General features: G+C 72.1%; 8 protein-coding genes. 3 read left to right on the top strand and 5 right to left on the bottom strand.

Going from position 1 to position 7,020, the window contains the following annotated elements:
• A partial coding sequence (locus tag CCN39_RS50315; RefSeq protein ID WP_208630454.1) for a hypothetical protein occupies positions 1 to 191 on the top strand: 191 nt, incomplete at its 5' end.
• 154 nt (positions 192 to 345) lie between these two features.
• On the opposite strand, the gene CCN39_RS30590 is transcribed toward CCN39_RS50315, so the two are convergent.
• The 4 genes from CCN39_RS30590 to CCN39_RS30575 form a co-directional block, all read right to left on the bottom strand.
• Entirely contained in the window at positions 346 to 1,329 is a 984-nt protein-coding gene (locus tag CCN39_RS30590) for a Ppx/GppA family phosphatase (protein ID WP_086847830.1), read from the bottom strand.
• 112 nt (positions 1,330 to 1,441) lie between these two features.
• Positions 1,442 to 2,131: a response regulator gene (locus tag CCN39_RS30585; protein WP_086847828.1), complete on the bottom strand. Its 690-nt coding sequence runs from the start codon at positions 2,129 to 2,131 to the stop codon at positions 1,442 to 1,444.
• Positions 2,128 to 3,369 (bottom strand): sensor histidine kinase, encoded by a 1,242-nt coding sequence (locus CCN39_RS30580; protein ID WP_167455225.1) that lies wholly within the window; start codon positions 3,367 to 3,369, stop codon positions 2,128 to 2,130. Before CCN39_RS30580 ends, CCN39_RS30585 begins: the two co-directional genes overlap by 4 nt.
• A gap of 146 nt (positions 3,370 to 3,515) precedes the next feature.
• Positions 3,516 to 4,376 (bottom strand): aldo/keto reductase, encoded by an 861-nt coding sequence (locus CCN39_RS30575; protein ID WP_086847826.1) that lies wholly within the window; start codon positions 4,374 to 4,376, stop codon positions 3,516 to 3,518.
• Positions 4,377 to 4,442: 66 nt separating this feature from the next.
• Here CCN39_RS30575 and CCN39_RS30570 point away from each other — a divergent pair, with 66 nt between their 5' ends.
• Together CCN39_RS30570 and CCN39_RS30565 are read left to right on the top strand one after the other, a co-directional pair.
• Complete coding sequence (locus CCN39_RS30570; RefSeq protein ID WP_086847824.1) at positions 4,443 to 5,081, top strand: DUF6879 family protein; 639 nt, start codon at positions 4,443 to 4,445, stop codon at positions 5,079 to 5,081.
• Entirely contained in the window at positions 5,078 to 5,950 is an 873-nt protein-coding gene (locus CCN39_RS30565) for a hypothetical protein (protein ID WP_086847822.1), read from the top strand. The genes CCN39_RS30570 and CCN39_RS30565 overlap by 4 nt, the downstream gene beginning before the upstream one ends.
• Before the next feature lies 1 nt (position 5,951).
• Here CCN39_RS30565 and CCN39_RS30560 read toward each other — a convergent pair whose 3' ends face one another.
• Positions 5,952 to 6,701 carry a phosphoglyceromutase gene (locus CCN39_RS30560; protein WP_086847820.1) on the bottom strand — a complete coding sequence of 250 codons (750 nt, stop codon included), beginning with the start codon at positions 6,699 to 6,701 and terminating at the stop codon, positions 5,952 to 5,954.
• Between the last annotated feature and the right edge of the window lie 319 nt (positions 6,702 to 7,020).

Below are 7,020 nucleotides of genomic sequence, written 5' to 3'. Positions count from 1 at the left end.
CCCGGAAGCCCCGCCCGGTGCGATCCGGTCGCGCCGGGCGGGGCTTCCGGGGTGGCGGGTTCGTCGTCGTCATCGGCGGCGCGCCGACGGCGACGGCGTCCGCCGTCGACCTGGGCACCGTGCTGGGCGAGCAGCTCAGCCACGGTCTTCTGCGGCTGGTCGCCTCCGGTCTGGTCCGTCATACCTGGTGATCCCCTGCGCGCACCGAGTTACCACTTGCGGCACCTCGCGGAGCGGAACCCGACGGCACACCGGCGGCGCCCCGCGCGCTGTACACCGACCTCTGCATGTCCGTCACCTCTCCACCGTGCCCGTTATCCGTCCGGGAAGTCCAGCCGCGTGCTTTCACCGGTCCTCCTGTGCGCCGAAGCGCCCGGCGAGGGCGGCTCCAGTCTCATCCGCGCCGTTCGAATGGTCCAGCCGCCGCAGGATGACACCCTCTCGCAGAGCCCACGGGCAGATCTCGAGTTCCGGCACACCGAGCGCCCGCATGGTGGCCTGCGCGACGAGCGCACCCGCCACGAGCTGGTGCGACCGGCTCGCGCTGACGCCCTCGAGCTGCGCGAGATCGGCCGACGGCATCCGCGAGATGAAGGCCAGGAGCTGGCGCAATGCGGTGTCCGTGAGCGTACGTCGGACGCGCGGGCCCGCCGCCGAGGGGGCGGCGCCGGTCAGCCGGGCGAGCGAGCGGAACGTCTTCGACGTCGCCACGACCCGATCGGGTTCACCCCATTTGGTGACCTTGCGCGCGAGGTCGGTGAGCTGGTCGTCCAGCCACGCCGAAGTCGCGACGAGCTCCGAGCGCGTCGGCGGGTCGTGCTCGAAGCGGGTGCGCGTGGTGCGGCCGGCGCCCAGGGGCAGCGATTCGGCCAGCACCGGCTCCTCGTCGCGGCCCATCGCGACCTCGAGGGAGCCGCCGCCGATGTCGAGCACCAGCAGCTGCCCGGCCGACCAGCCGTACCAGCGGCGGACGGCGAGGAAGGTGTGCCGGGCCTCGTCGACCCCGGAGAGGACCTGCAGGTCGACGCCGGTCTTGTCGGCCACGCGGGCCAGCACCTTGGCGGAGTTCTTCGCTTCGCGGACCGCGGACGTGGCGAACGCCATCAGCTCCTCGCAGCCGAGCCGCGCGGCGGCGTCCTTGGCCGATTCGACCGCGGTCACCAGCTCGTCGGCACCGGCCTTGGAGAGCTCCCCGCCGGGGGTGATCTGCTCGGCCAGCCGCAGCACGGACTTTTCGGAATGCATCGGCGTCGGGTGGGCGCCGCGATGGGCGTCGACCACGAGCAGGTGGACGGTGTTGGAACCGACGTCGAGTACCCCTAGGCGCACGGGGGTCCAGGGTACCGGCCCCAGCCCCAGGTCTCGAACATGTAACCGAAAACACTCGGTGCGGCTTCGCCCCGGCGCGCCTCCCGCCGGGACGAAGCTGCCCAAAGAGGACTTACGACTCGAACTTGTAGCCCAGGCCACGAACCGTCACCAGGTGCCGCGGCGAGCCCGGGTCCGGTTCGATCTTCGAGCGCAGCCGCTTCACGTGGACGTCGAGCGTCTTCGTGTCGCCGACGTAGTCCGCACCCCAGACCCGGTCGATCAGCTGCCCGCGCGTCAGCACCCGGCCGACGTTGCGGAGCAGGTACTCGAGCAGGTCGAACTCCTTGAGCGGGAGCGACACCTCGGCACCGTCCACGGTCACCACATGCCGCTCGACGTCCATCCGGACCGGGCCCGCCGACAGCACCAGCGGGGCCAGCTCGCCCTCGGCGCCGGGCTCGCCGCCGCGGCGCAGCACCGCCCGCACCCGCGCGATCAGCTCCCGCGCCGAGTACGGCTTCGTCACGTAGTCGTCCGCGCCCAGCTCCAGGCCCACGACCTTGTCGATCTCGCTGTCGCGCGCGGTCACCATGATGACCGGCACGGCGGAACGCTGGCGCAGCTGCTTGCAGACGTCGGTGCCGCTCATCCCGGGCAGCATGAGGTCGAGCAGCACGATGTCGGCGCCGTTGCGGTCGAACTCCTCCAGCGCGGCCTGGCCGGTGCCGGCGACCGCCGCGGTGAACCCTTCCTTGCGCAGCAGGAAGGCGAGGGGGTCGGCGAACGACTCCTCGTCCTCGACGATGAGAACCCTGGTCACAGGTTTCCTCCATGATCTGGGCTGTCCTGCCCGGTAACCACGAGCCTCGGGGTGCGCTCGGGGGTCTTCTCCTGCCGCGGTGCCGGCGAGGTCTTGGCCGCCCGCGCCGGCTCGGGGGCCGGTTCGGGGCTGACGTGCGCGGGGATGCGCAGGGTGAACGTCGAGCCGGTGCCCGGACGGCTCCACAGCCCGACCGAGCCGCCGTGGTTGGCCGCGACGTGCTTGACGATGGCCAGGCCGAGGCCGGTGCCGCCGGTGGCGCGCGAGCGGGCCTTGTCGGCGCGGTAGAAGCGCTCGAACACGCGCTGCTGCTCGTCCTCGGCGATGCCGATGCCGCGGTCGGTGACGGCGATCTCGACCATCCCGTCGGCCAGCCGCCTGCTGATGGAGACCGGGCTGCCGGCCGGCGAGTACGCGACCGCGTTCTCCAGCAGGTTCGACAGCGCGGTGACCAGCAGCGTGCGGTCGCCCTCGATGAGCAGGCCGCTCGGGTTGTCGGTGGTGATGCTGATGTCGGCGGACTCGGCCGAGAGCGTCGTGCGGCCGAGCGACTCGCGGACGACCGCGTCGACCTCGACGACGTTGAGGTCGGGCAGCCGTTCGGCGCCCTGCAGCCGCGACAGCGCGATCAGCTCGGTGACCAGCTGGCCCAGCCGGGTGGACTCGCGCAGGATCTTGCCGCCGAAGCGGCGGACCTCCTCGACGTCCTCGGCGGCGTCGAGGACGGCCTCGGTGAGCAGCGCGATCGCCCCGACCGGGGTCTTGAGCTCGTGGCTGACGTTGGCGACGAAGTCGCGGCGGACGGCCTCCAGCCGGATGGCCTCGGAGTGGTCGACCGCCTCGACGACGGTGAAGCCGTCGCCGAGCGGCCGGACCTGGCCGAGCACCGCCTCCGGCTGGCGGCCGCGCGCTTCGAGCGGCGACAGGTCGATCTCCATCGGCTCGTCGGTTTCGACGACCTGCTCGGCGGCCTTGCGGGCCCGCGGGTCCGCTTGGTTGACCTTGACCAGGCCCAGCTCGTAGGCGCGCGGGTTGTGCAGCACCATGTCGCCGAAGCGGTTGAGCACGACGATGCCGTTGTTGGAGGAGCGGACCAGCCGTTCGAGGAGCTCCGCGACGGTCGGGCCCGGCGGCCGGGCCTCTTCCCGGCGGGTGCGGGCCCGCGCGAGGAAGTAGCCGACCACCGCACCGGCCACCAGTGCGCCGATGGCCAGTGCGAGTGAAACAGGCGTGGTCACGGGCCGATCGTAAGCTGAGAAGTGGCCCTTCGGCCTAGCGTTGTCCGCCTTGTCGTGAGCACCGCGACACCTGCGGAGGACATGTTCGCCGGGGCTTCAGGCGGCGTTCACCCGATCGATTCCCCGGCGAGACATTCCGGGCGAACTCACCCGAGCGCCGCCAGATCTTCGGCGGTGAGCTCGAGCGCGGCCGCGGCGACGTTCTGCTCGAGGTGCCCGAGGTCGCCGGTGCCCGGGATGGCGAGGACGTGCGGTCCTTGGTGGAGCGTCCACGCGAGCCGCACCTGCGCCGGGGTGGCGTCGTGGCGGCGGGCGACCTCGGCGACCCGCGCGTCCTCCGCGGTTCCGCTCGCGACGGCGAAGAACGGCACGAACGCGATCCCGCGCTCGGCGCACAGCCGGACGAGCTCGTCGTCCTCGCGGCGGGCGGTGAGGCCGTACTGGTTCTGGACGCAGACGACGGGCGCGATCCCGAGGGCTTCGGTGAGGTGCTCCGGGCCGACGTTGGAGATGCCCAGCTCGCGGATCAGCCCGGCTTCGCGCAGCTCGGCGAGCGCGCCGAAGCCGTCGGCGAGCGAGCCGGTGCCGCGGTCGAGGCCGTGGCCGATCCGGTAGTTGACGACGTCGAGGTGCTCGACGCCGAGCTGGCGCAGGTTCTCTTCGACCTGGGCGCGCAGCTGCTCCGGGCGCGCGGAGTAGAAGTTGCCTTCGAAGTCGCGGCCGGCCCCGATCTTGGTGGTGACGACGAGGTCGTCGTAGGGCGCGAGGGCCGTGTTGAGCAGTTCGTTGGCCGAGCGCGGCCCGGCGAAGTAGAAGGCGGCGGTGTCGAAGTGGTTCACGCCGAGTTCGACCGCCCGGCGCAGCACGGCGAGGGACGTCTCGCGGGCGCGGATGCCACCGTCCGCAGTGGACATCAGGCGCATGGCGCCGAACCCGAGGCGGTTGACTTCGAAGGAGCCGAGCTTCCAGGTGCCCGCCGCGGCGGCGGGAAGGGTGTTCGCTGTCATGGCTCCAGGTTCCGGCGGCGCCCGCGCGACCACCGGGTTTGGCAGTTTGCTGCCACACTGGAATGCGTGGAGAAGGTGACTGACGTCGTCCTGGTGCGCGGCGAAGCGGAGCTGCTCGAACGGACGGGGCACCTGTTCGAGCTCGCGACGGAGATCTCCTGCGCGGCCCGCGACCTGCACACGTGGTCGATGGCGCACCCGGCTGCGCCGGCGCGCGAGCGGTCCCTGCGCGGGACGACCGCGCGCAAGATCTTCCTGCCCTGCGTGCTGTTCGACCCCGAGTCGGCCGGGCACCTGCGGCAGCTGGCCGCCAACGGCGCCCGCATCCGGATCACCGAGCGCGAGATCAACGAGACGATCCTGCTGGACCGCCGCATCGCGATCGTGGCCGGCGACCACGTCGGCGGTGTCCGCGGCTACACGGTGATCAGCAACCCGGACCTGGTCCAGGGCATCCAGTCGCTGTTCGAGGCGGCCTGGCACGCGGCGACCGACCTGGAGTCCTACCAGGCGCGCTTCACCGAGCTGGGCGCGCGGGAGATCCTGGAGCAGCTGGCGTCGGGCTGCAAGGACGAGACGGCGGCGCGGGCCCTGGGCGTCGGCCTGCGCACCTACCGGCGCCGGGTGGCGGAGCTGATGGAGCTGCTCGGCGCCACTTCGCGCTTCCAGGCCGGCGCCCGGGCCCGCGAGGCCGGCCTGCTGTGAAGCGAGTGCTGCCGGCGCTGGTCCTGCTGACGTCCGCGTGCACGGTCACCGGCACGGCCGTGCCGGTCGGCGGCAACCTCGCGGTCGTCAACGGCCCCGGGACGGCCGCCGCGCTCGCCGCGGTGAAGACCGCGGCCGAGGCGGTCTTCAGCTACGACTCCGCGAACCCGGCCGCCTTCGACCAGGCCGTCGCCGCCAATGTCACCGGAGCCGCGAAGACCCAGCTCACCGCGTTGTTCGAGCAGGTCAGGAAGAGCCCGCAGCCGGTGCGCCTGAGCACGCGCGTGGTGCGGGCCGCGGCACTGGAGCTCACCGGCGGCCGCGTCCGGGAGCTCGCCGTGCTGGAGCAGGTCAACGGCACCGCGAAGGGCCTGGCCACGGCCGCGTTCACCGCGCTGGGGGACGGCGGGCGCTGGCGGATCTCCGACATCGCGGTCGACCCGGCCCAGCCGCCGCCCGCACCACACCCGGACGACGGGAGCCCGGCGGGGGTGCGCGACTCGGCGCTGGCCGGGGCCCGCGCGATCGCCGGCGCGCTGTTCACGACCGACAGCGGCGACCCCGAAGGCAGCTACGCCCGGGCGGAAGCGGTCGCGGCCGAGCCGTTGCTGAGCGACTACCGCGCGAAGAAGGCCGGCTACGTCGAGGCGATCCGGCGCAGCGGGACGAAGGTGGCGCTCGGCCCGGATCCGATGGCCGGGGCGACCGCGCTGCCCGACGGCGGGGCGAGCGTCCTGTTCTTCACGACGCTGCAGGTCACCGACGCGGCAGGCAAGGTGACCAGCCGCCCCTTCACGACCGAACTCGACGTCGTCCGCGAAGGGGCGGGCTGGCGGGTGACCGGCGTGCGGCCGGTCACCGTGGCCTAGCTCAGCGGCCCTGGTTCGCCACCGCGGCCGCGGCTTCCTCGGCGGCGGCCGGGTCGAGGTACTCGCCGCCCGGCTTCACCGGCCGCAGGTCCTCGGTGAGCTCGTAGCGCAGCGGGATGCCCGTCGGGATGTTCAGCCCCGCGATGTCGGCGTCGGAGATGCCGTCGAGGTGCTTGACCAGTGCGCGCAGCGAGTTGCCGTGCGCGGCGACCAGCACCGTCTTGCCCGCGCGCAGGTCCGACACGATCTCGGACTCCCAGTACGGCAGCAGCCGCTCGACGACGTCCTTCAGGCACTCGGTCAGCGGGGCCCGGTCGCCGAGGCCGGCGTACCGGGCGTCGCCCGCCTGGCTCCACTCGTCCTTCGGGTCGATCGCCGGCGGCGGGGTGTCGTACGAGCGGCGCCAGAGCATGAACTGCTCCTCGCCGAACTCGGTCAGGGTCTGCTTCTTGTCCTTGCCCTGCAGCGCGCCGTAGTGCCGCTCGTTGAGGCGCCAGTCGCGCTTCACCGGGATCCAGTGCCGGTCGGCGGCGTCCAGCGCGATGTTCGCGGTGGAGATCGCCCGGCGCAGCAGCGAGGTGTGCACCACGTCCGGGAGCAGCCCGGCGTCGGCCAGCAGCTGACCGCCCTGGCGGGCTTCGCCCTCGCCCTGCTCCGACAGCGGTACGTCCACCCAGCCGGTGAACAGGTTTTCCGCGTTCCACGTGCTCTGCCCGTGCCGCAGCAGCACCAACGTCCCAATCTCGGCCATGCCCCACAGCCTGCCAGAACGCACCACGCAACCGAGTGGTGACCTTCGCCAACCCGACTGTCCTACTTAGAGTGTGTTACCCCGGAGTAACAGATCACTCTTCGACAAGTCCGCCCGCCAACAACGCGCAAAAATCCGACCGAGGACTGCACACTGTTATCGACATTTGCGAAATTCACTCGAACGGGCTAGCCAGTAGCCTTGTGATTACCCGGCGGGATCTGACAGGTTGACTACGTCCCGAGCGGCCGGATTCCACGCACTCCCCGGCCGGGTTCGGGCATCGACCGCGGCTCGTCTCCCCCCTGCCGAGCCGCGG

Source organism: Amycolatopsis kentuckyensis (assembly GCF_002155975.1).
GTDB lineage: Bacteria > Actinomycetota > Actinomycetes > Mycobacteriales > Pseudonocardiaceae > Amycolatopsis > Amycolatopsis kentuckyensis.
The sequence above is the reverse complement of the archived record's forward strand: the minus strand, read 5'-3'. Positions and strand labels throughout refer to the sequence as shown.